At 71.1% G+C, this 22,728-nt stretch carries 21 protein-coding genes and 1 pseudogene; 11 read left to right on the top strand and 11 right to left on the bottom strand.

What is annotated here, in order from left to right; genetic code table 11:
* Positions 1-99: 99 nt before the first annotated feature.
* Both AB0436_RS04715 and AB0436_RS04710 read left to right on the top strand, forming a co-directional pair.
* Positions 100-1,896 carry a long-chain fatty acid--CoA ligase gene (locus tag AB0436_RS04715; protein ID WP_366466243.1) on the top strand — a complete coding sequence of 599 codons (1,797 nt, stop codon included), beginning with the start codon at positions 100-102 and terminating at the stop codon, positions 1,894-1,896.
* 82 nt (positions 1,897-1,978) lie between these two features.
* Positions 1,979-2,815, top strand: a complete 837-nt coding sequence (locus AB0436_RS04710) for an aldo/keto reductase (protein WP_366466242.1) — start codon at positions 1,979-1,981, stop codon at positions 2,813-2,815.
* Positions 2,816-2,833: 18 nt separating this feature from the next.
* Here the strand turns inward: AB0436_RS04710 and AB0436_RS04705 are convergent, their stop codons facing one another.
* The gene (locus AB0436_RS04705) at positions 2,834-3,616 is read right to left on the bottom strand and encodes a class I SAM-dependent methyltransferase (RefSeq protein ID WP_366466241.1); all 783 of its coding nucleotides are present in this window, start codon (positions 3,614-3,616) and stop codon (positions 2,834-2,836) included.
* Between the two features lie 12 nt (positions 3,617-3,628).
* Positions 3,629-3,934: a 4a-hydroxytetrahydrobiopterin dehydratase gene (locus AB0436_RS04700; protein WP_365854970.1), complete on the bottom strand. Its 306-nt coding sequence runs from the start codon at positions 3,932-3,934 to the stop codon at positions 3,629-3,631.
* Between the two features lie 50 nt (positions 3,935-3,984).
* On the opposite strand from AB0436_RS04700, the gene AB0436_RS04695 reads away from it, so the two are divergent.
* A complete protein-coding gene (locus AB0436_RS04695) occupies positions 3,985-4,809 on the top strand; it encodes a helix-turn-helix transcriptional regulator (protein WP_366466240.1) in 825 nt (274 codons plus the stop codon).
* 13 nt (positions 4,810-4,822) lie between these two features.
* Here AB0436_RS04695 and AB0436_RS04690 read toward each other — a convergent pair whose 3' ends face one another.
* Positions 4,823-5,329, bottom strand: coding sequence for a DUF6328 family protein (locus AB0436_RS04690; protein ID WP_366466239.1), 507 nt, complete (start codon positions 5,327-5,329; stop codon positions 4,823-4,825).
* A 178-nt stretch (positions 5,330-5,507) separates the two neighbouring features.
* Between AB0436_RS04690 and AB0436_RS04685 the strand changes: the two genes are divergently transcribed.
* The 3 genes from AB0436_RS04685 to AB0436_RS04675 are packed head-to-tail and all read left to right on the top strand — an operon-like array spanning position 5,508 to position 8,660.
* Positions 5,508-6,659 carry a SpoIIE family protein phosphatase gene (locus AB0436_RS04685; protein ID WP_366466872.1) on the top strand — a complete coding sequence of 384 codons (1,152 nt, stop codon included), beginning with the start codon at positions 5,508-5,510 and terminating at the stop codon, positions 6,657-6,659.
* Entirely contained in the window at positions 6,652-8,220 is a 1,569-nt protein-coding gene (locus tag AB0436_RS04680; protein WP_366466238.1) for an ATP-binding protein, read from the top strand. Before AB0436_RS04685 ends, AB0436_RS04680 begins: the two co-directional genes overlap by 8 nt.
* Positions 8,217-8,660, top strand: a complete 444-nt coding sequence (locus tag AB0436_RS04675) for a response regulator (protein WP_366466237.1) — start codon at positions 8,217-8,219, stop codon at positions 8,658-8,660. Before AB0436_RS04680 ends, AB0436_RS04675 begins: the two co-directional genes overlap by 4 nt.
* Before the next feature lie 7 nt (positions 8,661-8,667).
* Here AB0436_RS04675 and AB0436_RS04670 read toward each other — a convergent pair whose 3' ends face one another.
* Genes AB0436_RS04670 through AB0436_RS04660 form a run of 3 tightly spaced genes read right to left on the bottom strand, consistent with a single transcriptional unit; the run spans position 8,668 to position 10,757 of the window.
* Positions 8,668-9,042 (bottom strand): hypothetical protein, encoded by a 375-nt coding sequence (locus AB0436_RS04670; protein WP_366466236.1) that lies wholly within the window; start codon positions 9,040-9,042, stop codon positions 8,668-8,670.
* Positions 9,043-9,076: 34 nt separating this feature from the next.
* Positions 9,077-10,483 (bottom strand): NADP-dependent succinic semialdehyde dehydrogenase, encoded by a 1,407-nt coding sequence (locus AB0436_RS04665; RefSeq protein WP_366466235.1) that lies wholly within the window; start codon positions 10,481-10,483, stop codon positions 9,077-9,079.
* 25 nt (positions 10,484-10,508) lie between these two features.
* Positions 10,509-10,757 (bottom strand): DUF5133 domain-containing protein, encoded by a 249-nt coding sequence (locus AB0436_RS04660; protein ID WP_366466234.1) that lies wholly within the window; start codon positions 10,755-10,757, stop codon positions 10,509-10,511.
* Between the two features lie 241 nt (positions 10,758-10,998).
* Here AB0436_RS04660 and AB0436_RS04655 point away from each other — a divergent pair, with 241 nt between their 5' ends.
* Entirely contained in the window at positions 10,999-13,059 is a 2,061-nt protein-coding gene (locus AB0436_RS04655) for a phosphocholine-specific phospholipase C (protein ID WP_366466233.1), read from the top strand.
* Positions 13,060-13,110: 51 nt separating this feature from the next.
* Here the strand turns inward: AB0436_RS04655 and AB0436_RS04650 are convergent, their stop codons facing one another.
* Positions 13,111-15,192 (bottom strand): phage holin family protein, encoded by a 2,082-nt coding sequence (locus AB0436_RS04650; protein ID WP_366466232.1) that lies wholly within the window; start codon positions 15,190-15,192, stop codon positions 13,111-13,113.
* Positions 15,193-15,370: 178 nt separating this feature from the next.
* Here AB0436_RS04650 and AB0436_RS04645 point away from each other — a divergent pair, with 178 nt between their 5' ends.
* Positions 15,371-16,141, top strand: a complete 771-nt coding sequence (locus tag AB0436_RS04645) for an MBL fold metallo-hydrolase (RefSeq protein ID WP_366466231.1) — start codon at positions 15,371-15,373, stop codon at positions 16,139-16,141.
* On the top strand, positions 16,138-16,752 hold the full coding sequence (locus AB0436_RS04640; RefSeq protein WP_366466230.1) for a VTT domain-containing protein: 615 nt from the start codon (positions 16,138-16,140) through the stop codon (positions 16,750-16,752). The genes AB0436_RS04645 and AB0436_RS04640 overlap by 4 nt, the downstream gene beginning before the upstream one ends.
* A 45-nt stretch (positions 16,753-16,797) precedes the next feature.
* Here the strand turns inward: AB0436_RS04640 and AB0436_RS04635 are convergent, their stop codons facing one another.
* Together AB0436_RS04635 and AB0436_RS04630 are read right to left on the bottom strand one after the other, a co-directional pair.
* Positions 16,798-18,015 (bottom strand): aminotransferase class I/II-fold pyridoxal phosphate-dependent enzyme, encoded by a 1,218-nt coding sequence (locus AB0436_RS04635; RefSeq protein WP_366466229.1) that lies wholly within the window; start codon positions 18,013-18,015, stop codon positions 16,798-16,800.
* Positions 18,016-18,133: 118 nt separating this feature from the next.
* A complete protein-coding gene (locus AB0436_RS04630; RefSeq protein WP_366466228.1) occupies positions 18,134-19,012 on the bottom strand; it encodes a SigB/SigF/SigG family RNA polymerase sigma factor in 879 nt (292 codons plus the stop codon).
* A gap of 493 nt (positions 19,013-19,505) precedes the next feature.
* Between AB0436_RS04630 and AB0436_RS04625 the strand changes: the two genes are divergently transcribed.
* The gene (locus tag AB0436_RS04625; RefSeq protein ID WP_366466227.1) at positions 19,506-19,955 is read left to right on the top strand and encodes a CBS domain-containing protein; all 450 of its coding nucleotides are present in this window, start codon (positions 19,506-19,508) and stop codon (positions 19,953-19,955) included.
* A gap of 22 nt (positions 19,956-19,977) precedes the next feature.
* On the opposite strand, the pseudogene AB0436_RS04620 reads toward AB0436_RS04625, so the two are convergent.
* A pseudogene (locus AB0436_RS04620) lies at positions 19,978-20,082 on the bottom strand (GNAT family N-acetyltransferase); the annotation flags it as partial.
* A gap of 199 nt (positions 20,083-20,281) precedes the next feature.
* Between AB0436_RS04620 and AB0436_RS04615 the strand changes: the two are divergent.
* Positions 20,282-21,787: a phosphatase PAP2 family protein gene (locus tag AB0436_RS04615; RefSeq protein WP_366466226.1), complete on the top strand. Its 1,506-nt coding sequence runs from the start codon at positions 20,282-20,284 to the stop codon at positions 21,785-21,787.
* On the opposite strand, the gene AB0436_RS04610 is transcribed toward AB0436_RS04615, so the two are convergent.
* Entirely contained in the window at positions 21,759-22,727 is a 969-nt protein-coding gene (locus tag AB0436_RS04610; RefSeq protein WP_366466225.1) for a cation diffusion facilitator family transporter, read from the bottom strand. The genes AB0436_RS04615 and AB0436_RS04610 overlap by 29 nt on opposite strands.
* Position 22,728 lies beyond the last annotated feature (1 nt).

Raw genomic sequence — 22,728 nt, 5'->3', positions numbered from 1 at the left:
CGATCCCTCTCCCGCCCGACTCCGCCTTGCGGTACCGTCACGCGCTGTGCGGAGCGTCACATAGGAGCAGGTCACTTGCGCGAGTTCACTGTCCCACCCATGGTGACGGCGCCCCAGGTCGGCGGACTGGCGGACGTCGTGTTCGATTACGCCGAAGAGGATCCCCACCGGGCGGCGCTCGGCCGGAAGAAGGACGGCCGCTGGCACGACGTGACGTCGGGCGAGTTCCGGGATCAGGTGCTGGCCCTGGCCAAGGGCCTGCTGGCCGACGGGGTGCGGTTCGGCGACCGCGTCGCGATCATGTGCCGTACCCGCTACGAGTGGACGCTCTTCGACTTCGCGCTGTGGACGGTGGGCGCCCAGCCGGTGCCGATCTACCCCACGTCCTCCGCCGAGCAGGTCTTCTGGATGCTCTACGACTCCGAGGTCACGGCGTGCATGGTCGAGCACGAGGACCACGCCATGACCATCGGCTCGGTGATCGACCGGCTCCCCAACCTGCGCCGTCTCTGGCAGTTGGATGCCGGTGTGCTCGACGAACTGCTGAGAGCCGGCGCCCAGGTCGACGACGAGGTGGTGCACCGCCATCGCCGGGCGGTCACCCCCGATTCGGTCGCCACCGTGATCTACACCTCGGGAACCACCGGGCGTCCCAAGGGCTGCGTGATCACCCACGCCAGTCTGATGTACGAGGCGGACACGATGGTCGCCCGCTGGGAGCCGGTGTTCCAGTCCAAGCGCGACAACAACGCTTCAACCCTCCTGTTCCTGCCGCTGGCCCATGTTTTCGGCCGGATGGTCGAGGTCGCAGCGGTCCGCGGCCGGGTCATGCTCGGCCACCAGCCCGAACTCGCCGCCCGGGCGCTCCTGCCCGATCTGGCCGCTTTCCGGCCGACTTTCATCCTGGCGGTTCCGTACATCTTCGAGAAGGTCTTCAACGCGGCCCGGCGCAAGGCGGAGGCCGACGGGAAGACGGGCCCCTTCGAGAAAGCCGTCGAGGTGGCCGTGCGCCACGCGGAGGCCATGGAGCACAAGGCCTTCGGCATCGGGCCCGGACCCTCGGCGGGGCTGCGGATGCAGCACCAGTTCTTCGAGAAGGTGGTCTATTCGAAGGTGCGCGACGCGATGGGCGGCCGGGTGCGGCACGCGATGTCCGGCGGTTCCGGGATGGACCGGCGGCTCGGGCTGTTCTTCGCGGGCGCGGGCGTCACCATCTACGAGGGGTACGGTCTGACCGAGACCTCGGCGGCAGCGACGGCCAACCCGCCCGAGCGCACCCGCTTCGGCACGGTCGGCCAGCCCATACCGGGCTCCACCGTGCACATAGCCGACGACGGCGAAGTGTGGGTGTACGGCCGGCACGTGTTCTCCGGATACCTCAACTCCCCCAAGGCGACCGACTCCGTACTCAACGACGGCTGGCTGGCCACCGGCGACCTGGGCGCGCTCGACGACGACGGCTATCTCACCATCACCGGGCGCAAGAAGGAGATCCTGGTGACCTCGGGCGGCAAGAGCGTCTCGCCGGGCGCCCTGGAGGAACGGGTACGCGCGCACCCGCTGGTCGCACAGTGTCTGGCCGTCGGCAACGACCGGCCGTACATCGCGGCACTCGTCACGCTCGACCAGGAAGCCGTCGAGCACTGGCTCACCATGCACGGCAAGGAGTCGATGCCGCCGGCCGCCCTGGTCCGCGATCCCGACCTGGAGACCGAGGTCAGACGGGCGGTGGTGGCCGCGAACACGCTGGTCTCGCAGGCCGAGTCGATCCGTACGTTCCGGATCCTGGCGCATCAGTTCTCCGAGGAGCACGGGCTGCTCACTCCTTCGCTGAAGCTCAAGCGCAAGGCGATCGAGACGGCGTACAGCGAAGAGGTCGAGGCGCTGTACGGGTGACGTGGGGGGCGGCAATCCGGCGCACTCCGTGATCCTTCATCATGGAGGGACCAACCGACGACGTATGAGGAGTCAACCGCTCGTGAGCAAGGTCCCCTCCCTCACCCTCAACAACGGTGTCGAGATGCCGCAGCTCGGCTTCGGTGTCTGGCAGATCGCCGACGACGAGGCCACGAAGGCCGTGGGCACCGCCCTGGAGGCCGGTTACCGCAGCATCGACACCGCAGCCGTCTACGGCAACGAAGAGGGCACCGGCAGAGCGATCGCCGGATCGGGGATCGCGCGTGACGACCTCTTCGTCACCACCAAGCTGTGGAACACCGAGCAGGGCTACGACTCCACGCTGCGCGCCTTCGACACCTCACTGGGCAAACTCGGCCTCGACTACGTCGACCTGTATCTGATCCACTGGCCGGTCCCGGCCAAGGACGCCTACCTGGACACCTACCGGGCCTTCGAGAAGATCTACGCGGACGGCCGGGCCAGGGCGATCGGTGTGTCCAACTTCCTCCCCGAGCATCTGCGGCGGCTCCTGGACGAGACCTCGGTGGTCCCGGCCGTCAACCAGATCGAGCTGCACCCGCACCTTCAGCAGGCCGAGTCACGCGCCTACCACGCCGAGCACGGTATTCGCACCGAGGCCTGGTCGCCGCTCGGCCAGGGCAAGGGGCTGCTGGAGGTTCCGACTCTCGTCGCGATCGCCAGGAAGCACGGCCGCACGGCAGCCCAGACGGTGCTGCGGTGGCATCTGCAGACCGGGAACATCGTGATTCCCAAGTCCGTGACACCGTCCCGGATCAAGGAGAACTTCGACGTCTTCGGTTTCGAGCTCGATGCCGACGACCTGGCGGCGATCGCGGCGCTGCACGAGGGCAAGCGGCTCGGCTCCGACCCGGCGACGATGAACCTGGGCGCCTGACCCGCTACCGGTTCCCGGTCAACGGAGCGCCGGCTGAGGCTGTTCCGAGGCGCCGGACGGGCCCGCTCCGGGCCGTCCGGTGCCGAACGCGATCAGCCGGTGGACCGGGTCGGGCCGCCGGCTGCCCGGGTCAGGCAGTGCGACGAGTTCCACCGCGAGCCGCTCCGCTGCGGCGCCGCGCACCGCGAGCCGGGAAGCGTATCTGCCCAGCAGCACATCCTCCGCCGTCGCGCTCGGCGTCCGGCCCTGGCCGTACCCGGTGAAGGAGGCCTCGCCGACCGGCCGCATACCGTGTCCGGCCGCGTACCGCTCGATGAGGTCGGCGCGGTCGCTGGGATTCCTCGTACGGTGCGGGGCGAGCACGGCGTCTATGTCGCTGCCCACGTCGTGGCCCTGATCCTTGTCGACGGTCGTGATGAACACCCCGCCGGGGCGCAGCACCCGAGCAGCTTCGGCCACCACCGTCCGCGGCTGCGGGAGCATGTGCAGCAGCCATATCGCGCTGACGGCGTCCACCGAGGCATCGGGCAGCGGCAGTCGGCGGACATCGGCGAGGACGATCGCACCGGCCATGCGATCGACCGCCTTCCGCGCCATGCCGTGAGCGGCGTCCGCGCCGAGGACCCGCAGGCCGGGGCGGACCAGGCGCTCGGTGACGATCCCGGTGCCGCAGGCGATGTCCAGCAGCGTGCGGGCACCGGCGGGCACCAGGGTCAGCACGGCTGCTGCGGCGGCCTCGGCCCGGGGCGTTCCGCCCCGCGTCTCGTCGTAGACGGCGGCCTCGGTGTCGTAATCCAGCATGCCGCCATCCTGTCAGGCGGCACCGTGCCCGGGGGCGATGTCCTCGACGCGGCGGGCCAGGCCGAAGTCCTTCTCGGTGACCGCTCCTCCCGCGTCGTGCGAGTTCACCGTCAGGCGGACCGTGTTGTATCCGAGGGTCAGGTCGGAGTGGTGGCCCAGCTCCTCCTGGATCTGGGCGATGTGGACGACCAGGGCGGTGGCGGCGAAGTGGTGCGGAAGGCGGTAGAGGCGAGCGATCCTGTCCCCCTCCAGCGACCAGCCGGGCAGCTCGTGCAGCCGGTCCTCGATGTCCTTCCGCGGCAGCGGGGCAGCAGGCATGTGCGGGGGCTCCTTCCCAGTAGCGGTGTCTGCGAGGTTACGGTCTGGGTATGACAACTGTCGCGCTCGACACAGGGGTGGGGCCACTGCTGCGCGGATGGCGGGAGCAGCGTCGGGTGAGCCAGCTCGAACTGGCCCTGCGCGCCGAGTCCTCGGCGCGCCACGTCAGCTTCATCGAGACCGGCCGCGCGCGCCCCAGCGAGGCGATGATCCTGCGGCTGGCCGAGCATCTGGACGTCCCGGTACGCGAGCGCAACGCGCTGCTCCTGGCGGCCGGCTACGCGCCCAGATACGCCGAGACGATGCTCGACGATCCGTCGATGGGTGCGCTGCACGAGGGAATCCAGCAGCTGCTCCGGGGTTACGAGCCGTATCCGGCGCTGGTGGTGGACGGTTCGTACAACGTCGTCGCCGCCAACAGCGGGACCACCATGCTGCTCGAAGGGGTGTCCGAGCGGTTGCTCAGCGGTCCGCTCAACGCCATGCGGCTCACCCTGCATCCGTCGGGGCTCGCCCCGCGCATCCGCAACCTCCGGGAGTGGCGCGGGCACCTGCTGCACCAGATGGAGCGTCAGATGGCGCTGGCTCGCTCCGAGACACTGCGCACCCTGTACGACGAAGTGGCCGGATATCCCCTGCCGGAAGCCGGCGACGGCGCAGGTGCGGAGGGCGCCGACGAAGGGGAGGCCCCGCTTCCATGTCCCCGTTTCGCGCTTCCGCTGCAGATCGAGCACCGGGGGCAGGTGCTGTCCTTCGTGTCGTCCATCTCGACCTTCAACACCCCGATGGACGTCACGGTCTCCGAGCTGGCCATCGAGACGTTTCTGCCGGCCGACCCGGCGACGGTCGAGCATCTGCAGTCGATCGGGCGGTAGACCACGCGCACGCTCAGTCCCGGTTCGCGTGCCGTGCCCACAGCGGGATCACGATCCAGTACAGGACGAACCAGGCGACCATGGCGCCGACCAGCCACACGGCGGTGGTGTTGTGGACCGCGACCCGCAGGATCAGCAGCAGCGACGAAGCCGTGGTGCAGAGCAGCAGGCCGAGTCCGAGGACCGTGAGCCGGGAGGCCCAGACGACGGTCTGCGGCTTGAGCCGCTGGCCGGTGAGCAGCCGGTGCAGGGAGACCGGCGCGATGAGTGCGCCGGTGGTGGCGGCGCCCAGCATCACGGTCACCACGTAGATGTGGCGGTCGGTCGGCGACAGATCGCCGAAGCGCTGCTGGAAGACCACCGTCAGCAAAAAGCCGAAAAGGATCTGCACGCCCGTCTGGGTGACCCGCAGTTCCTGAAGCAGGTCCGTCCATTTCCGGTCGGCCCGCTGCTCCGGCGTCTCGTGGCGGCCCCATCCGTCGTCGCTGCCGTCGTCGCGACCCGGGCCGTTTTCACTCATTCGCATAGACTGCCCGCCGGTACGGCGCCTTGAAACCGGGGTCGTCGGCCGTGGGGAGGCGATGAATGTGCGCGAGACGCCTGTGAACGTCTCGGAGCGCCCGGGGGTGCCGGCGGCACGGACGCGGCGGGAACTCCTGACGGGCGCCAGGGACGCCGTGAAGGACCTGGACGCGGTGATGCTGCTGGTCGAGGACGACGCGGGTGACGCCCTGCTCGTCGAGGAAATGCTGATCGACAGTGACCTGGATTTCCCTCTGACCTGGAGCAAGTCGCTGGCGGAGGCCCAGCGGTTCCTCAGTACCTGCCGCACCCCGGTGTGTGTCCTGCTGGATCTGCACCTGCCGGATGTGCGCGGCCTGGAGGCGGTCACCGCCATCGTCCGGACGGCCCCGGACGTGGCCATCGTCGTACTCACCGGTCTGGCGGAGGCCGACGCGGGGCTGGCCGCCGTCGCCACCGGCGCACAGGACTATCTCGTCAAGGGCAGGCTCGACCCGGAGTCCCTGGGGCGGGCGGTCCGTTACGCCCTGCAGCGCAAGCAGGTCGAGCAGTCGGCTGCCGCGCTGCAGGCCAACCGGCTGATGGCGGAGGAGAACGCCCGCCTGGAGCGCGGCCTCCTGCCGGTGCCCCTGTTGCGCGGGCCGGACTTCGAGGTGGTCGCCCGGTACACACCGGGCCGGGCGCACGGACTGCTGAGCGGCGACTTCTACGACGTCGTGCAGACCGCCGACCGGACCGTGCACGTGGTGATCGGTGACGTGTCGGGGCACGGGGCCGCCGAAGCGGCGCTGGGCGTGTGTCTGCGGGTTGCCTGGCGCACCGCTGTGCTGTGCGCGATGGACCACCTGGAGCAGATACGGCTCCTGGAGGAGATCCTGGTCGCCGAGCGGTCCGATCCCCGCATCTTCGCCACCGTCACCTCGCTGGTCTTCCCGCCGGACGGCGGCCGGGTGCGGGTCACCCGGGCCGGCCACCCCGGCTTCCTGGTGCGCCATGGCACGGCGGTGAGCTGGGACGAACCGGCCGGCGGGATGGCCCTGGGCCTGCTGCCCGGGGCGGCCCGGTGGAACGAGACGGAGGTGGCCCTGCCCCCCGGCGGCCATGTGGTGCTCTTCACCGACGGGCTGTTCGAAGGCCGTACCGGGCCCGATTCCCGACTGGGCGAAACCGGCCTGCTGCAACTGGCGCTGCGAAACGGGGCGCTGGCGGCCGACGCTTTCGTCGACGCCCTCGTCCGGGAAGCGACCGAGGGTGCCGCGCCGTACGGAGGACTCGCGGACGACGTGGCGGTACTGCACCTGGGGTGGGGCACGACGCGCCATGGCTGACGACGGAGCCCGGGAGGACCGGGGAGAGGTGGCGGGCTTCCGGTCCCGGCTTTCGGTGCAGAACTGGGTCCATCTGATCCTCGCCGGTTTCGTGGTCGTGGCCTGCGTCTGTACCGCGGTCGGCGGCGTCTTCCTGTCCCGCACCGACGACCGGACGACCGAGCTGGTCGACCACATCCAGCCGGCCCGCGCCGCCGCCTTCCAGCTGCAGAAGTCCCTCCTCGACCAGGAGACCGGGGTCCGCGGCTACGCGCTCAGCGGTGACCGCTCGTTCCTCGATCCGTATGAGCAGGGCAAGCGGGACGAGCAGCGGTACCTCGCCGCAATCGGCGGGTTCCTGGACCGTGGCGAGCCATACGCACAGGATCTGGACCTGATCCGGCACGCCGGGCAGACCTGGCGGCGGGAGCAGGCGGAACCGCTGATCGCTGACGTACGGTCGGCGGGACCCGGTGCCGGCTCCGCTGCCCCGGCCCAGCGCAGCACATCCGCCTTCGACGCCGTGCGGACCGACCTCGCGCTCCAGCGGAAGCACATCGAGACGGCCCGGGTGCGGGCCCGTCAGCAGCTCGCCGACGCACGCAGCACCCAGGAGCGGGCCCTGCTGACGCTGGTCGGCGCCTTCGCCGTGATGGTGCTGGTGCTGGGCGTGCTGCTGCACCGGATCGTGGGCCGGCCGCTGCGTATGCTGCGCACCTCGTCGGACAGGGTGCGCAGCGGAACCTTCGACCGGCGGGTCAGGGTCCCCGGGCCGGACGATGTGCGGGCCGTCGGGGCGGCCGTGGAGGACATGCGCAGGCGGCTGGTGGACGAGCTCGCCGAGGCACGGGAGCGTGAGGCGCTGCTGGCCGAGCAGGCGGACGAACTGCGGCGGTCCAATGCGGAGCTGGAGCAGTTCGCCTATGTCGCCTCACACGACCTGCAGGAACCGCTGCGCAAGGTCGCCTCGTTCTGCCAACTGCTCGACAAGCGCTACGGCGAGGAACTGGACGCCCGGGGAAAGCAGTACATCGACTTCGCGGTGGACGGTGCGAAGCGGATGCAGGTCCTGATCAACGACCTGCTCACCTTCTCACGGGTCGGCCGGGTCCTGGACGGCCGGCAGCCGATACCCCTCGACGAGTCGCTGGACCGGGCGCTGGACAACCTCGCGGCGCTCGCCGAGGAGTCAGCGGCCACGGTCGTACGGGAGGATCCGCTGCCCCGGGTCACCGGCGATCCGACCGGCCTGACCATGCTCTGGCAGAACCTGCTCGGCAACGCCCTCAAGTTCCGCAGCTCCGACGAGCCGTGCCGGATCACCGTCGGCTGTGTCAGGGAAGCCGACGAGTGGCGGGTCACGGTGTCCGACAACGGTATCGGGGTACCGCCGGAGTTCGCCGAGAAGATCTTCGTGATCTTCCAGCGTCTGCATGCCCGCGACGCGTATGAGGGAACGGGCATCGGTCTCGCCCTGTGCCGGAAGATCGTCGAGTTCCACGGCGGCCGGATCTGGCTGGACACCTCGACACCGGCGGGCACCCGGATCCATTTCACCCTCCCGGTAAGGAGCGAACCGTGACCGTCCCTCTCGAGTCCATCGTCATTCTGCTGGTGGAGGACGACCCCGGTGACGAGCTGATGACCCGCGAGGCGTTCGCGGACAACAAGATCCAGAACACCCTCCACGTGGTCCGGGACGGGGAGGAGGCACTCGACTTCTTCTACCGGCGCGGCGCGCACAGCGAGGCGCCGCGCCCGGACCTCGTACTGCTCGACCTGAATCTCCCCAAGTACGACGGACGGCAGGTGCTGGAGCGGATCAAGTCGGATCCCGGCCTGTGCGACATACCCGTCGTCGTGCTGACCACCTCCGCGGCCGAGGAGGACATCCTGCGCAGCTACCAGCTGCACGCCAACGCGTATGTCACCAAGCCGGTGGATCTGGAGCAGTTCCTTTCGGCGGTGCGCCAGATCGACCACTTCTTCCTCAGCGTGGTGCGGCTGCCGAGGCAGGCCTGACCGCCCGCTAGCGGCTTTCCAGAACCAGTTCCAGCTCCTTTTCCTGGTCTCCGAAGGCCGTGCCCTTCTCCTGCACGGTGAACGTTCCCTCCAGGACTCCGCGGAGCACGTCGACCGCGTGGTAGCCGCCCTGCACGCTGGCCGTCATGGGGGCCGTGAGGGTGGTGGCCGCCGGCTCCCCCTGGGCGGCCTCCCGCACCTCGTAGGCCGCGGTCCACACGGTCGGCCGACCGCCGTCGGTCTCCATCTGCGGTACGTCGGACGCGGCACGGTCGGAGGGGAACGCGGCCCGCAGCGCCTCGAAGACGGCCGCCGCGTCGTCGTGGGAGCGGCCGGTGAGCGCCACCTTGACCAGGGCTTCGGGGTTGTCTGTTCCGGGCATAGTGCTCACTTTCCTTACCCATTCCCTTCAGGCTTCAGGACTCGTCCGGTTCGGCTCCGTGCCAGACCGTGGTGATGTTGCAGAACTCGCGGATGCCGTGGCCGGCCAGCTCGCGTCCGTAACCCGAGCGCTTGACGCCGCCGAAGGGCAGGGCGGGATGCGAGGCCGTCATCCCGTTGACGAAGACCCCGCCGGCGTCCAGATCCCTGACGAACCGGTCCACCTCCGCGTCGTCCCGGGTCCAGACGTTCGAACTCAGCCCGAACGGGGTGTCGTTGGCCAGCTGCACCGCCTCGTCGATGCTGTCCACCCGGTACACCGTGGCCACCGGGCCGAAGGTCTCCTCGCGGTGGATGCGCATCTCGGCGGTGACGCCCATGAGCACGGTGGGGGCGTAGTACCAGCCGCGGTCGAGGTCCTTCGGCCGCTCGCCGCCGCAGAGCACGGTGGCTCCCCGGTGCACGGCGTCGTCCACCAGCTCCTCCAGGGTGGCGCGGCCCTGTTCGCTGGCGAGCGGTCCGACCTCGGTGGATTCGTCCATCGGGTCGCCCACCTTCAGCGCCGCCATCCGGGTGGTGAAGCGGTCCACGAAGGTGTCATAGACGTCCGAGTGGGCGATGAAGCGCTTGGCCGCGATACAGGACTGCCCGTTGTTCTGCACCCGGGCCGTCACCGCGGTGCTGACCGCCCGCTCGATGTCCGCCGACGCCATCACGATGTACGGGTCACTGCCGCCCAGCTCCAGCACGGTCTTCTTGACCTCGTCGCCGGCCACCGCGGCGACCGACCGGCCGGCCGGCTCGCTGCCGGTGAGCGTCGCCGCCGCCACCCTGGGATCACGCAGGATGGACTCGACCTCGCCGGAGCCCACCAGCAGGGTCTGGAAGCAGCCTTTCGGGAAGCCGGCCCGGTGGAAGAGATCGCCCAGGTAGAGCGCGGTCTGCGGGACGTTCGAGGCGTGCTTGAGCAGCCCCACGTTGCCTGCCATCAGGGCGGGGGCGGCAAACCGTACGACCTGCCAGAGCGGGAAGTTCCAGGGCATCACGGCCAGCACCACGCCGAGGGGCCGGTAGCGGACGTACGCACGATCGGCGCCGGAGTCCCGGGCGTCGGCGTCCGAAGGGCGCTCGTCGGCCAGCAGCTCGGCGGCGTGCCGGGCGTACCAGCGCATCGCCTTCACACACTTGGCCGCTTCCGCACGGGCGGCCGGCAGCGGCTTGCCCATCTCGGTGGTCATGGTGCGCGCGATATCGTCCTGCTCCTTCTCCAGCAGGTCGGCGGCGTGGTTCAGCAATCGCGCCCGCTCGTCGAAATCCGTGGTGCGGTACTGCCGGAAAGCGGCGTCCGCGGTGGCGATCCGGTGCTCGATCTCCTGGGCCCCCAGCGCGTCGAACGTCCGGAGCGTCTCGCCGTTCGCGGGGTTCACCGTGGCGATGGGCATGAGGTGTTCCTCCTAGTACTCGCTGTCACGACCCTGCCGCGCCCGGCACCGCCTCGCAACGCGGGCCACCTTGTGGCCCGGCGTCGGGGACGCCGTGGGCGGCAGCCGCCAGCGCGGAGTAGACGTCGTCCGTTCCGGTGGCGACACAGAGCAGCTGCGCCACGGTGTCCAGCTCCCGGCGTATCTCCGGGGTGCCCTGCACCGAGTACTGCCGGGACAGGGCCTGATGACGCTCGACGAGGTTCCGCAGGATGACGGGGTGGGCGAGCAGCACGGTGATCTCCTCGGAGAAACGGACGGGCGGGTTCGATCTTCGGGTGCCCTGAGGCCGTCCTTTCATGCGGTGCGCGGCCCGCACGGACGCCCGCGCGGCGGGCACGGCTTGAATCAGCCGGGTTGTTCGCCGCCGCTGCCGCGCTGCTTCATCCGGACGTCACGCCCCCTTCCCTTTCCCCCACTCCTCTGGAAACACTCAGCTGGCCCCTGCCCTCACACCGCGAGAGGTCCCCACACTCATGCCTCAGCTCAACCGGCGCCGATTCCTCCAGATCGCAGGCGCGACCGCGGGCCTTTCGGCCCTGTCGGACAGCATCGCCCGCGCCGCCGCCATCCCCGCCGCGCGCCGCTCGGGCACCATCGACGACATCCAGCACATCGTCGTCCTGATGCAGGAAAACCGTTCCTTCGACCACTACTTCGGCTCCATGAAGGGCGTACGCGGCTTCGGCGACCCGCGTCCGGTGACGCCGGTCGGCGGCAAGCCGGTCTGGTACCAGTCGGACGGCAGCAAGGACGTGCTGCCTTACCACCCGGATGCCGAGGACCTCGGCATGCAGTTCATCGCCGGCCTCGACCACGACTGGGCGGGCGGGCACCGGGCCTGGAACCAGGGCAAGTACGACCAGTGGATTCCCGCCAAGTCGGCGGGCACCATGGCGCATCTGACCCGGCAGGACATTCCGTTCCATTACGCGCTCGCTGACGCGTTCACCGTCTGCGACGCCTACCACTGCTCGTTCATGGGGGCCACCGACCCCAATCGTTACTACCTGTGGTCCGGCCATGTGGGCAACGACGGCAAGGGCGGCGGCCCGGTCCTCGGCAACGCCGAGGCGGGGTACGGCTGGACGACCTACCCCGAGCGTCTGGAACAGGCCGGGGTGTCCTGGAAGATCTATCAGGACACCGGCGACGGCCTGGACGCGGCGGGATCCTGGGGCTGGATCGACGACGCCTACCGGGGCAACTACGGCGACAACTCGCTGCTGTACTTCAACACGTACCGCAACGCGAAGCCGGGCGACCCGCTCTATGACAAGGCCCGCACCGGCACCGACGCGAAGAGCGGCGACGGCTACTTCGACCTCCTCAAGGCGGACGTGCAGGCGGGCACACTCCCGCAGATCTCCTGGATCGCCGCCCCCGAGGCGTTCTCGGAGCACCCCAACTGGCCCGCGAACTACGGCGCCTGGTACGTCTCGCAGGTGCTGGACGCGCTCACCTCCAACCCGGAGGTGTGGAGCCGAACGGCTCTCTTCCTCACCTACGACGAGAACGACGGCTACTTCGACCACGCCCTGCCGCCGTTCCCTCCGGCCTCGGCCGACCGCGGCGCCTCCACCGTGGACACCTCGCTGGACTACTTCCCCGGCGACTCCGCCTACGCGGCCGGCCCCTACGGCCTCGGTCAGCGGGTGCCGATGATCGTCGTGTCGCCCTGGAGCACCGGCGGTTACGTCGACTCGGAACTGTTCGACCACACCTCCATCCTGCGGTTCATGGAGCGCCGCTTCGGTGTGCACGAGCCCCACATCTCGCCCTGGCGGCGCGCCATCTGCGGCGACCTCACCTCGGCGTTCGACTTCGCGCTGAAGGACACCGGGCGGGTGCCGCTGCCCGACACCGACGGCTACCGGCCGCCGGACAACAAGCGGCACGACAGCTACGTGCCGAAGGCGCCGGACCGTCCCGCCCTGCCGAAGCAGGAGGCAGGGGCCAGGCCGACCAGGCCGCTGCCCTACGCTCCCCTGGTGGACGGCGCGGCCACGCCCGCCACCGGCCGGTTCACGCTCACGTTCAGCGGGGGCGCGGCCGCCGGGGCATGCTTCACCGTCACCTCCGCGAACCGTACGGACGGGCCCTGGACATACACCACCGAGGCCGGCAAGAAGATCTCAGACACCTGGAACGCGGCCTATTCGAAGGGGGCCTACGACCTCTCGGTGTTCGGGCCCAACGGCTTCCTGCGCACCTTCCAGGGGCCCGGCTCGACCGCGGGTCCCGAGGTGACCGCCCGGCATGATCCGGCAGGAGGCGGTGGCATCGAGCTGACCATGACGAACGCGGGCAGCGCCGACTGCCATCTGACGGTGGCCAACGCGTACGGCGGAGCGAGCGAGACCTTCACGGTGCGCTCGGGTCAGCGCGTGGTGCACCGGCTGGGGCTGCGCTCCACCCGGCGCTGGTACGACCTGACGGTGGTGTCCGACACGGACCACACGTTCCTGCGCCGGTTCGCCGGGCATGTGGAGAACGGCACGGCCGGGGTGAGCGATCCGGCGATCATCACCGGCTGACCGGGTTGGGGCCCGGCACCGCTTCCGGTGACACCGGCGGTGGTGCCGGGCTCAGCCGGCCCGTTCGGGTACCACGCCGTCCGGCGCCGCGGCCTGGGTACCCAGGGGCACCTGCGGGCCCGCGCACTCGGTCAGCCAGCGCCGCAGCACGGTGTGCACCTGCTCGGCGCCGATCAGCTCCGCGCCGTCCGCCACCGGCGCGGAGAACTCCCGTGGCGAGAGCAGAAAGGGGTGCGACTGCTCGCCCCCGAGGCCGCCGTGCGAGCCGATCTGCCCTTCGAAGGCGTGCACTTCGCCGCTGGCCGGCTCGTACATCGAGTTGACCATGATGTCCGCGACATGCGGGAAGGTGTCGGTACGCCGCACCGCGTCGGCGGCGCCGGGGCCGAAGTGGGCGAGTGGGCCCTCGCCGTCGACGAGCTCCGCCACAGGGACCTCGACGCCGCCCGCGCCGAGTACCACCGCGCCGTGCGCCTCGCTGCCGACGAGCAGGAACCCGATGCCCGGGTGGTTGGCCAGGGTGGGCAGCAGCGCCGGGAGGCGGCGGTCCAGTTCCTCGCGCGTCATGCGTCCCGGCGTGTCCGGGAAGGAGATCAGCCCCAGATTGCCGGAGGCCAGCACCACCGGATCCGAGCCCGGTTCGGGCAGCATTTCCGCACCGCCCTGGGCCGGTCGGCGCAGCATGACCCGCACGGCGTCCCGTGCCTCGGCGCCGCTCCTGGTCCGGCGGGCCCGGGCCGGCACCGGCAGGCCGCAGCCGGCCCGCACCAGCTCCTTCAACGTCAGCCCGTATCTGCTGTCGAAGGGACGGCCGGGGCTCTGGCCATGGTCGGAGAGCAGCACGATCCGGTACGGGCGGGGTGCGTGCTCGGCGACCTTCGCGATCAGCGCCAGGGAGCGGTCCAGGCGTTCGAGTACCTTGGCCGCGTCCCTGCTGCGCGGGCCGCTGTGATGTGCCACCTCGTCGTAGGCGACCAGGTCGGCGTAGACGGCGGTGCGCCCGGCGAACATGTCACCGATCACCGCCGCGACCACCACATCGCGCTCCACCACGGTCGCGAAGGCGCGGATGAACGGGTACAGCCCGCCGCGCTTGATCCGCGGCTCGTCCTTGCGGATGCGGGCCCGGGTGGACTGACCGATCTCCCGGCCCACCTCCGCGACGAACGACATCGCGGTACGGACGGCGTTCGCGGGGTCGGAGAAGTACGCGAAGTAGCCGGCCCGGGAGCGGTTGCGCCTGCCCCGCCGGGCCGCCATGGACAGCACGAGCGCCAGCTGGTCGGCGCCGCCGCTGAAGAGGTTGCCGCGGCTGGCGCCGTCCACGGTCAGCAGCCCGCCGTCGCCGGTGTACTCGATGGCCCGGCGCTGCAGGACGGCCGCGGCGGCGGGCCGGTTGCAGACCACCACGTCACCGGTTTCCTTCTCGTACCAGCGGAAGGCGGGGATGTCGTGGTTGGAGCCGTGCAGGATGCCCAGCTGGCTGGCGCCGGTCTGGCTCGACCAGTCGGTCCGCCAGGTGTCCAGGCGATGGGTGGCATCGAGCCATCCCGTGACGGTCGGCATCAGGCCCTCGCCCATCGCGCGCAGCAGGGTCGCATGACCGACGCCGTCCAGCTGCAGGAAGACGGTGCCGTGCAGAGCGCCCGGCCCGGCGGCCTCACCGCGTCTGCGTCTGCGGCGGTCCGCGAGGCGCGAGAGTCTTCGCCGGTACGCCTCGTCTTCGCGCACCGCGAGCGACGTCGAGGTGGCCGAGGCGACCGCCGACATCACCGCGGCCACCACGATCGCGGTCTCCGGATTGGACTCACCGCGGCCGTCCGGGATCAGCCGCAGGGCCAGCAGCAGCAGCGAACCGTTGAGGAAGAACACCAGCAGGCCGAGGAGCAGCGCGGGCACCAGCAGCAGCGCGCGCACCACCAGGGGCCACACCAGAGCGCTCAGCAGTCCGAACGCTCCGGCGCCCCAGCCCGCCGTCATCGCCACCCGGGTCGCGCTGTCGCCGTTGTCGGCCTCCAGCTGGAAATCAGGCAGCAGCCCGGCGAGCACCAGCATGGTCAGCGCGGACACCACCCAGACCACCGTCATCCGCAACAGGGCGCTGCCCGCCCTGCGCCACCGCCCTGCCCTCACGCTTCTGCCACCTCACGTCCTGTGGGCCGCCTGCGGGCCCGGCGAGCCAGCTTTTCACAACGCGGGAGGTGGCCCCGCGTCACCGCCGGCCGGAGCCGGGCGCATAGGCTCGTCGGGCGTCGTGGAACGGCGGTGCGGGCAGCCGCCGGCACGGGCGGCGCAGATCGGAGGTGGCGGGGTGACGGTCGAGGTGACCTGGTGGGGACATGCCACCTGCACGATTGAGGACTCCGGGCTGCGGGTGCTGACCGACCCGCTCTTCGTCCGCAGGCTCGCCCATCTGCGCCGCAGGCGCGGAGCGGTGCCGCCGCAGCGGGCCGCCGACGCGCAGGTCGTGCTGGTCTCACACCTGCACCTCGATCATCTGCACCTGCCCTCGCTGGCCCGGCTGGCACCCGGCACCCGGCTGATCGCACCGCGCGGAGCGACCGGTGCGGTGCCCGGCCTGCACCGGCTCGGACTGCCCATCACCGAGGTGGCGCCCGGCGATGAAGTGCGGGTGGCGGACCTGCGCGTACGGGCGGTGCCCGCCCACCACGACGGCCGGCGGCTGCCGGTCGGACCCCAGCGCGCGCCCGCCCTCGGCTATGTCGTCACCGGTGAGGCCAGGACCTACTTCGCCGGGGACACCGGGCTCTTCGACACCATGGCCGATGCGGTCGGCCAGGTCGATGTGGCGCTGCTGCCGGTCGGCGGCTGGGGCCCCTTCCTCGGCCACGGACATCTGGACGCGCAGCGGGCCGCCCGGGCGCTGACCCTGCTGCGGCCGCGCTCGGCGGTGCCGGTCCACTACGGCACGTACTGGCCGGTCGGCATGGACCGCGTCCGCCCGCATGAATTCCACACGCCGGGCGACGAGTTCGTACGCCAGGCGGCACGGCTGGCACCTGAGGTATCGGTCCACCGGCTGAACCACGGTGAACAGGTGCGGCCCGAGGTGGCCAGGTGATCAGTGAACTCGTGGGCCAGGTACCCACCGAGTCCACTCAGCAGGCCGCGGGCTACCCCACGCTGTTCCTGCTGGTGGTGCTGGGCTCACTGGTCCCCGTGGTGCCGACCGGGGTGCTGGTCAGCACGGCGGCGGTGGTCGCCTTCCACCAGAGCGACCCGTTCTCGCTGCTCTTCGTGTTCGCCGTGGCGTCCTGCGCGGCATTTCTCGGGGACATAGCGCTGTACTGGCTCGGCCGGCGCGGGGTGCATTCGAAGAACGGTTCGCGCTGGCTGGAAGCGCTGCGGAAGCGGGCGCCGCAGGCGCGTCTCGTCCAGACCACGGAGAAGCTCGAGCAGCACAGCAAATCGGTCCTGGTGCTCTCCCGGCTGATCCCCGCCGGGCGGATTCCGGTGATGCTGGCGTGCCTGCTCGGCGGGATGCCGCTGCGGATGTTCGCCCGCGGGGACATACCGGCCTGTCTCGTCTGGGCCGCTGCGTACCAGCTGATCGGGATCCTCGGCGGCTCGCTCTTCGACGAGCCGTGGAAGGGCGTCTTGGTGGCGGTCGCACTGACGCTGCTGGTGAGCGGCGCACCGGCGGCGTGGCGCAGGCTCAGGGGTGCTTCCTGAGTCCGCTCGCTGGCCGACGGTCCCCCGTCGGTGGCGGTGCAGACGTCATCGCAGCCGGTCCAAGGCCGTCGCGAACGCGGTCAACGCGCGGGCCACGTGCGGCAGTTCCAGTGGTTCGGGCGAGGCGAGAGACTCCAGACGCTGCCGGCGGGTCGCGCCGAGGAACGGACCGGTTGCGAACCGCACCCGCAGCGCATCCAGATCGTCGCCGAAGCGATGGCCGCCCTGGGTGGGAACGCCGAAGCGTTCGCCCAGGAAGTTCTCCAGTTCCAGCGCGTCGGTGACCCCCCGGGCCTCCAGGCCGCGACGCAACGGCCCCAGGTCGGCGTAGAAGTAACGGCCGGCGGCGGGCGGCCGGGCGAGCGCGCCGGCGGCCAGCACCGCGCGGTGGGCAGCGGCGGCCACTCGGGCGTACGCCGCCGCGGCCTGCCGGGCCCGCTCCCGTACCGCCCGCGGCTCGCCGAGGGCGTGCGCGGCCGCCGCGGCGACCGGCCCCGCCACCACCGCGCCGACCGCGGTGAGGACGTCCAGTGCCCTGGCCCGCCGGGCCGAGCCGCCCGCGGTGTCCGGGAACCGGGCGACGGCGACCGGCCAGGCGGTCGGGGTGAGCGAGCCCGCCAGGTCGACGGTCACGGTGACCCGGTCCGGGCGCATTTCGGCGGGGCTGAGGAGCACTGTCTCCCGCGGCCGGTGGAGGGTACCGTTCCAGGTCTCGTCGCTGATGAGATACAGCCCCTCGGAGACGGCGGCCTCACAGGCCTCGTGCGTCACCTCGGGCGGCGCGACGGTCCCCGTCGGGTCGTCGGCGACGGAGAGCAGCAACAGCCGTGGCGTACCGCCCTCGGCCCGCACCCTGCGCACGGTCTCCAGCAGCGCATACGAATCGGGCACGCCCCCGCACTCGGCCGGGGTCGGCACAGGGTAGGCGCGCCGCCCCAACAGCCGGGCCTGCGGGCTCCACCAGGCAGGGCACGGGCGTGGCACCAGCAGATCACCGCCCTCTGCGGCGAGCAGCGCGAGGAGCAACGACTGCACGCCGTCCGCCGCGACCACATGGTCGGGTCCGCACCGCAGCCCGCGCCGGCTCCAGTAGCCGGCGGCCGCTTCGCGCAGCGCCGGTCCACCGCCGGGCGGCTCCGGCCCGGTACGGGACACCGCTGCGCCGAAGACGGCGGCCAGTTCGGGCAGCACCGGGAGCCCCGGCCCGGGAGCGGGCGGACCGTAGCGGACGGGGCCTCTGCTCTCCTGGACCGCTCGCTGCATACCACCACCTCCGTCGGCTTCCGGGCACCACGTCCCGCCCCCGAAACCTCCCCCCGCACCCTTTATACGTAGGTTTGCCGGACGGGGCGACCGGGTCCGCGTTCTGCGCGCGTTCTGCTCATCCGACGCCCGGCAGGGCGGACACCCTGCGCTCGCTCGCCGCGGCCGGGCGGGCCTGCCCGCGCGCCTGCCGGGCGTGGACAACCGGCTCCCTCAGCACCTGGTTCCGCAGCCGGTCGCAGCTGCGGGCGATCAGCCGGGAGACGTGCATCTGCGAGATCCCGAGGTTCTCCGCGATGCTGCGCTGCGTCATGTCCCGGAAGAACCGCATGTAGAGGATCTCCTTCTCCCGCTCCGGCAGACTGCTCAGCCCCGGGCGCACCGCCTCCCGTTCGACGACGGTCTCCAGTGCACCGTCCGGCCGGCCGAGGGAATCACTCAGCGAGTACCCGTCCCTCGCGCCCGGGAGCACGGCGTCCAGGGAAAGCGCGGAGAAACTGTCCAGGGCCTCGAGACCGGCGGCGGCCTCCTCCTCGGTCAGGGCCGCCTGCGCCGCGATCTCCGCCAGGGTGGGCCGATGGCCGCTCGCGGTCTGTTCCAGCTGCCTTTTCGCGGTGCGCACCCGGTTACGCAGATCCTGAACCCGGCGCGGCACGTGGAGCGTCCACAGGTGGTCGCGGAAGTGGCGTTTGATCTCACCCGTGATGGTGGGCACCGCGAAACTCTCGAAGGCCGCGCCGCGGTGCGGGTCGTAGCGGTCGACTGCCTTCACCAGGCCCAGTGCGGCCACCTGCTGGAGGTCGTCGAGGGCCTCGCCGCGGTTGCGGAACCGGATGGCGATCCGGTGAGCCATCGGCAGCCACTGGCCGATGATCTCCTGCCGCAGCGCTTCGCGCTGCGGACCTTCCTCCATGACCGCCAGGGACAGGAAGGCTTCGGTGGTGTCGGGTGCGTCGTCGTGCGGATGCTGACGGTTTGCCGCGTGTGGGGTGCGCATCGGTTATCCAGCTCCCGGAACGGTGTGATCGGTGCGTTCACCGCGGGGAGTCGTCCGGTCTCCGGTCTGCCACGCCCGGAGCGCACTCCACCCCACGGACGTGCCTCCGGTCCGAAGCACGGCATTCGCCTGCCCCGCGCTCAGGGGCACAAACGGCGCGCCTCACCCGTCAATGACGCCGGGGGGACGGAATCTTCTCCTCGCGGGTCAGCATGAGGTCCTCATAGCGACCGAGCGCGAGTACGACACCCAACATGAACACCGGAATGCAGACGGCTATGAGGGCCATCGGCCCGTCCCTTCCTTGCCGGATTCCCGCCTCACGGGTCACCCGTACGAGTCCGGGCAAACACCCATGTTTGTGTCACCGCGTCACCGGGACCGCCCCCGCGGTCACCGAGGCATGGCCGCCGCGCACCGGGGGTACTCCGAACGAGGCCGTTTTCGTGCACCGCGGTCCCGGCCTTCCGGCACGGAGACGAGGTGGGCAGCGATGACAGAGTTGGTGCGGGACGCCATGACGGCGGGCGTAGCAGCCGTACGGCCGGACGCCTCTCTCGTGGAGGCAGCCCGGCTGATGCGGGTTCAGGACGTCGGAAGTGTGCTGGTCGCGGAGGGCGACCGGCTGGTCGGCGTACTCACCGACCGGGACCTCGCGGTGCGTGCGACCGCCGATGGCGCCGATCCACTGACGGTCAGCGCCGAAGCCATCTGTTCACCGGCGCCGGTGTGCGTCGGCCCCGACGACGAGGCGGCGAAGGCGGTGTCCTTGATGCGCCGGCACGCGATCCGGCGGCTGCCGGTGATCGAGGACGGCAGACCGCTCGGAGTGGTGACGCTGGGGGACCTCGCGCGGCTCCGGGACCCCGAATCCGCGCTGGCGGACATCAGCCGGGCCTCGCCGGACACCTGGCCGGACGTACCCGGCCTCCGCGACGTCTAGTTCGTTTGTCGCGCGGTTGACCCGGGTACCGCGCCGCCAGGCCGGGAAGCCACTCGGTGCGGAAGCGACTGACAAAGGCCGGCGTGTCGGCCGTGCCGAGGACATACCCGACGGCACGGTCACCGTCGAAGAGCGCGTCCCGATCGTCGGGCCGGTAGAAGCTGATTCAGGTTTGGGAGCGCTCCCGCAAGCGCCGGAGGCATGGCCGGGTGCGCACGGGGTACGACGACCCGTCATCGGTGCCGTTATCCATCGCCGTCCATCGCTGTCCGGGGATGGGAGGCTTGGCCGGGCCCGGTACCGTCCGTCGAGAGGTTGGTTCTCCCATGTCATCCGCTGTTCCCCCCGCCGGTCCAGGACGGTACGGGCGGCTGGCCGACTGGCTCGGCAATCAGGATCGAGCCCTGTTCCACACCGCGGCCACCCGACGATGGCCCGGTGCGGGCCCCGTGCTCCCGCGGCTGAGCCGCAGCGCCAATCACGGTCTGCTGTGGTTCGGCGCCGCGGCGGGCATCGCCACGCTGGGCGGCTCGACCCGCGCCCGGCGGGCCGCACTGCGCGGGGTGGCCTCACTGGCGGTGGCGTCGGCCGTGGTGAACACGGTCGGCAAGCACGCGGTCCGCAGGACGCGGCCGATCCTGGACGCCGTGCCGGTGATAAGGCAGTTGAAACGGCAGCCGCACACCACCTCCTTCCCGTCCGGGCACGCGGCCTCGGCCGCTGCCTTCGCGACGGGTGTCGCGCTGGAGTCCAGAAGCTGGGGAGCCGCGGTCGCACCGCTCGCGGTCGGTGTCGCGGCCTCACGCGTGTACACCGGCGTGCATTATCCGAGCGATGTACTGATCGGGGCGGCGCTCGGTGTGGGCGCCGCCTTCGCCGTCCGCGGTCTTGTGCCGACCCGAGGACAACTGCCGGCGCCCGGCAGGCCGCACACCGATGCGCCGATACTCCCCGGCGGCCAGGACCTGGTCGTCGTGGTCAACAAGGCCTCCGGGTCCGCCACCGCCAAGGCGTCCCTGGTGCGGGACGCGCTGCCGCGCGCCGAGGTCCTCGAGTGCGAGCCCGAGGAGCTGATGGAGACCCTGGAGAAGGCCGCGCGGAGCGCTCGGGCGCTTGGCATCTGCGGCGGTGACGGGACGGTCAACCGGGCGGCCGCCGTGGCGGCCCGGCACGGCGTGCCGCTGGCCGTGTTCCCGGGCGGCACGCTCAATCACTTCGCGTACGACCTGGGGATCGAGGAGGTCCACGACACCTGCCGGGCGCTGGCGTCGGGCGACGCGGTCAAGGTCGACCTGGGACGCTTCGTCCCGGGCCCGGGCGGTTCGAGGAGCGAGCCGGGCTACTTCCTCAACACCTTCAGCCTGGGCGTCTATCCGGAACTCGTACGGATCCGGGAGCGCTGGTCACCACGGATCGGTGGCTGGCCGGCCGGCGTGCTGGCCGCAGTGCGGGTGCTCAGCTCCGAACAGCCGCTCAGGGCCGAGTTCCAGGGCCGGGACCGGGCGCTCTGGATGCTGTTCGCCGGCAACGGCATGTACCAGCAGATGGGCCCCACGCCCGGCCGGCGCTTCGACCTCGCGGACGGCCTGCTGGATGTGCGGATCGTGCACGGAGGCCGACTGCCCGGACTCCGGCTGCTGGCCGCGGCGCTCGCCGGGCCGCTGTCCCGCTCCCCCGTGCACGCGGCGGAACGGTTGCGCCGGGTGCGGGTGGGCGGGCTGCCGCCCGGCACCCCGCTGGCCTTCGACGGCGAGATCAACGAAGCGCCGCCGGAGCTCTGGATCGACAAGGCGGACGAGGCGCTCACGGTGTACCGTCCGCTGCCGCTGTAGCCGCATCCGTCACATCGAGATAGACCTGGTCGGCCTCCGGCCAGGCCTTCACGATGGCGGCCCTGATCCGTATGGAGACGAGCTCCAGCTTCTCGCTCTCCAGCCCCGGCACCAGGTCGATGCGGGCGGCCACCAGCGTCGAGTCGGCACCCAGTCGCATGGTCAGCAGCGAGGACACCACGTCGATCTCGGGCTGCGCGTTGAGCAATTCCTCGATCTGCTCCCGCAGTTCGGGGTCGGCGGCTTCGCCGATCAGCTGGTCGCGCGCGTCCTTGCCCAGCCGGTACGCGACGTAGACCAGCAGGGCGCCGATGGCCAGCGAGGCCGACGCCTCCCAGACGATCTGCCCGGTGACCATGTGCATGCCCACCCCGCCCATGGCGAGCAGCACGCCGAGCACCGCGGTGCCGTCCTCGGCGATCACGGTGCGCAGGGCGGGATCACGGCCGATGCCCTTGCCGGGCTGGCCGCGCACCTGCAGCAGCGCCCTGAGCAGCGAACTGCCCTCGGCGATCAGGGCGAAGGCCAGCACGACGAGCCCCACGACGTAGCCGGTGGTGCTCTCCTGTCTGTTTCCGCCGCGCAGCGCCTCGATGCCCTGGAAGACGGAGAAGCACCCCCCGGTGACGAAGATGCCGACGGCGGCGAGCAGGGCCCAGAAGAAGCGCTCCTTGCCGTATCCGAAGGGGTGCTGCCGGTCGGCGGGTCGTTTGCTGCGGCGGAGTGCGAAGAGCAGGAAGACCTCGTTGCAGCTGTCGGCGACGGAGTGCGCGGCCTCGGAGAGCAGAGCCGGCGAACCGGCGAAGAGGCCGCCGAGCAACTTGGCCGCAGCGATGACGAGGTTGGCGGCGAGCGCCACCAGGACCGTCACCCGGGTCTTCCGGTCCGATCCGTTGTCGGCCGGTGCCTTGTCGGCCGGTGCCTTGTCGGGATGGCTCACT

Source organism: Streptomyces sp. NPDC051322, from assembly GCF_040689485.1.
GTDB lineage: Bacteria > Actinomycetota > Actinomycetes > Streptomycetales > Streptomycetaceae > Streptomyces.
The sequence above is the reverse complement of the archived record's forward strand: the minus strand, read 5'-3'. Positions and strand labels throughout refer to the sequence as shown.

Bases quoted from the DNA above. Each gene is read 5' to 3' on its own strand.
- AB0436_RS04715 (WP_366466243.1), top strand. From the start codon at position 100: ATGGTGACGGCGCCCCAGGTCGGCGGACTGGCGGACGTCGTGTTCGAT.
- AB0436_RS04705 (WP_366466241.1), bottom strand. From the start codon at position 3,616: ATGCTGGATTACGACACCGAGGCCGCCGTCTACGACGAGACGCGGGGC.
- AB0436_RS04700 (WP_365854970.1), bottom strand. From the start codon at position 3,934: ATGCCTGCTGCCCCGCTGCCGCGGAAGGACATCGAGGACCGGCTGCAC.
- AB0436_RS04695 (WP_366466240.1), top strand. From the start codon at position 3,985: ATGACAACTGTCGCGCTCGACACAGGGGTGGGGCCACTGCTGCGCGGA.
- AB0436_RS04690 (WP_366466239.1), bottom strand. From the start codon at position 5,329: ATGAGTGAAAACGGCCCGGGTCGCGACGACGGCAGCGACGACGGATGG.
- AB0436_RS04685 (WP_366466872.1), top strand. From the start codon at position 5,508: ATGCTGCTGGTCGAGGACGACGCGGGTGACGCCCTGCTCGTCGAGGAA.
- AB0436_RS04680 (WP_366466238.1), top strand. From the start codon at position 6,652: ATGGCTGACGACGGAGCCCGGGAGGACCGGGGAGAGGTGGCGGGCTTC.
- AB0436_RS04670 (WP_366466236.1), bottom strand. From the start codon at position 9,042: ATGCCCGGAACAGACAACCCCGAAGCCCTGGTCAAGGTGGCGCTCACC.
- AB0436_RS04665 (WP_366466235.1), bottom strand. From the start codon at position 10,483: ATGCCCATCGCCACGGTGAACCCCGCGAACGGCGAGACGCTCCGGACG.
- AB0436_RS04655 (WP_366466233.1), top strand. From the start codon at position 10,999: ATGCCTCAGCTCAACCGGCGCCGATTCCTCCAGATCGCAGGCGCGACC.
- AB0436_RS04635 (WP_366466229.1), bottom strand. From the start codon at position 18,015: ATGCAGCGAGCGGTCCAGGAGAGCAGAGGCCCCGTCCGCTACGGTCCG.
- AB0436_RS04630 (WP_366466228.1), bottom strand. From the start codon at position 19,012: ATGCGCACCCCACACGCGGCAAACCGTCAGCATCCGCACGACGACGCA.
- AB0436_RS04625 (WP_366466227.1), top strand. From the start codon at position 19,506: ATGACAGAGTTGGTGCGGGACGCCATGACGGCGGGCGTAGCAGCCGTA.
- AB0436_RS04615 (WP_366466226.1), top strand. From the start codon at position 20,282: ATGTCATCCGCTGTTCCCCCCGCCGGTCCAGGACGGTACGGGCGGCTG.